The 268-nt window shown below is 52.2% G+C and carries 1 pseudogene; it reads left to right on the top strand.

Annotation, left to right across the window (positions count from 1 at the left end):
- Nucleotides 1-268, top strand: a pseudogene (locus AAEZ06_RS27405) (SGNH/GDSL hydrolase family protein); the annotation flags it as partial.

Raw genomic sequence — 268 nt, 5'->3', positions numbered from 1 at the left:
ATTGGAGATACGATGGCTTCCTATGACAACCCGGTTTTTCCGAAGGCCTGGGCATGGCAGAACGTTTCAAATCTGGTCAAAGAAATTACAGCGAACGGTGCCAAGTGCGCATGGGTAGGTCCTGCATGGGGTAAAGAGGGCGGCCAGTACAAAAAGAACGATCCACGCACCAAGCTGATGTCGGCATTTCTGGCGTCCAACGTTGCACCGTGCACTTATATCGACTCGTTGCAGTTCTCCAAGCCCGGTCAATGGGTCACTACAGATG

It is taken from the genome of Pseudomonas sp. HY7a-MNA-CIBAN-0227, from assembly GCF_040310325.1.
Classification (GTDB): domain Bacteria; phylum Pseudomonadota; class Gammaproteobacteria; order Pseudomonadales; family Pseudomonadaceae; genus Aquipseudomonas.
Note: the sequence above shows the minus strand (reverse complement) of the source record. Positions and strands in the feature narration are given on the sequence as shown.